The 2,262-nt window shown below is 44.2% G+C and carries 1 pseudogene; it reads right to left on the minus strand.

From position 1 onward, the window contains the following. Positions 1-1,893 (minus strand): annotated as a pseudogene (locus tag E5987_RS12975) (hypothetical protein); the annotation flags it as partial. Positions 1,894-2,262: the final 369 nt, after the last annotated feature.

The raw sequence follows: 2,262 nt of genomic DNA on the forward strand, positions 1-2,262 counted from the left end.
TTGTCGCCATGTAAAATAATGACTGAGTGAAACTGCCTCTATTGACTTCATTGTAGGTGTCGGCTGTGGATTCGGCTCTTGTGGTTTTGGCTGAGGAATTGGAGTTGCTGGAAACAAAGGAAGAGGATAGGTAAAGCCTGGTTCCAGTGGATACAGAGGGAACCATGTAGCTAAATCAATAATTTCTCCTCTGTATTTAACATTTTTCGGAAGACCTGCCGCATATTCGTTTAAATCTGTTGCGGTTTCTCCAACCAATTCGGTATTTTCAAAGTACCATTGCGCTTTATAGGCGTTGTTTACAACGCCCTCTGGTAAATAAACCCAACCAGCGGCCTTTGCGAATTGGGCATTAGGATCCTTCGGATCCCATCGCCTAATAACAGGGTTTCCGTTTTCATCAAGAATTTCGTTGCCCTCCTCATCGGTTAGCTTATGCCACATGGTCCCCTTGCTTAAGCCAAAATAGCCGTCCTTATAATCATCTTTAATTAAAATGTCGGCCTGCGAGCCTAAGTTTTCAATACCTTCATTAGCAAAAACACTGTTAGCCGCGCTTCTTAATAACCAAAAAGCATTCGCCAGTTTTGCATCATCTCGTGCACCGGGCCAGCCAGGGATATGTTCTTCTCCTTCACATTTACCTCCGCTGCATAAATTATCGGAGTTAATTAGTACCCCAGTATTCTTTCCTCCTTCATATACATAAGCTTTCACAACAAGATCAAGAGTTGAAGCATTGGAACGATCTGCAGCGATGGGTTTCCCGTCAACTGTATCAATTTTATTTAAGTAAATATATGGGGCCTGTCCGGTTTTGCCGCCTACTGCCCAATAAGATGAATATGGGCCGTTAATACCATACGGATATTTATATTCATCGTAAGGCCGTTTTTCTGGTTCTTGCTCCTCAGGCGGATTTGTAATTTCCGGCGGATTCTCTTCACTGCCTTCATCCTTCGAGTCTGTCTCTGTCTGGTCGGATAAAGCAGAATAGTTGATGGACAGATTGAGATATCCGCTCGTTCGAGTTTTTATTTTAGCCTGCAACTCTGCATCTGTTAAAACATTGTTAAAGGTTGCAGTGGTAACTTCAGGATTAGGTTCTTCCGGCTGAGTCGGCTGATCGGGTTCTTCCGGCTGACTCGGCTGATCAGGCTCTTCCGGCTCACTAGGTTCAGGTAACTCTCCATCCGAACCGCCAACGTTTGGTTTATTTTCGGCAAATACATGCTTGTCTGAGAGGTATGCCGCGTCGAATTGAATAACTCCTGTTCCAGAAAACATTCCCGCATCGCTGATATAAGTATCAGCTCCCATACGCACCGTATAAGGAACTCCTTCATTACCTAAACGCAATCGGGTGTTTGCTATTGTATTTTCGCTCGTTATGTTATTCCCTGCCTGAACAACAATCCCTTGCTGCGCAGCAAGGGTTAAAACCGCACCATAATTATTGGGTTTTAACCAAAGTTCCGCATTCCCATAATCTGGTCTAGGTTTGGCCGTCGTTGCATCGACTGGCGCCATCACTTGAAGAGAGCTGTCGACAAAGTGAAAAGGACCCTCTAGTATCGTAACCGTCTCTGTATAGTGTTTATTGTCATAAAGCAGAGGCCTGACTCTTAAGCCAATCGGCAGCTGAGCAGCTTCCGAGGATACAGTAACACCTAAATTGCCGTTCTCCTCGTTGAATTCAGATAAAGAGCGTATCTCTTGTCGGCCACCCTGGTTATAGATAGCAATAGCCTGCCCAAGTCCTGAATACGCAGATATACTCTCAGTTACGCCAATTGACTGGGAACCGACATAGTCCCAATTTCCTACGTCTGACCAGTTTCTAATTCCATATGCAAACCAACTAGGGCGTTTTTGCGTGTTATACGCAATCACCCTATCCACGCTTTTAATGATTTGTTTAGCATTTCCAACGTCGTTAAGAGTTGAGTCAATGCCTGCAAATGTCCCGTATATAGAACCAATTTTGTCAATTACTTGGTCCCCTCCTCTATAAGCTCTTACTCCTATATTGAATGGCTTATCCTCGGACCCAATTTGTCCGATTTCTCCTTCAAAATATTGTTCTGCATCCTGAGCTGTAGAGTTGGCTGAATTATAAAGAAGCAGGCCAATACCACGGGCGGCTTGATCTGTTGTAATTTTTTCAACTTTTCCCGTTATATGTCAGGGCGTACGCATGAATTTATTTGTTAATTAGTGAGGTTAACGCCTCCAGAGCTGCTGTCGGAGACTGCAGCTTAG

This window comes from Parasutterella muris (genome assembly GCF_009767915.1).
Classification (GTDB): domain Bacteria; phylum Pseudomonadota; class Gammaproteobacteria; order Burkholderiales; family Burkholderiaceae_F; genus Parasutterella; species Parasutterella muris.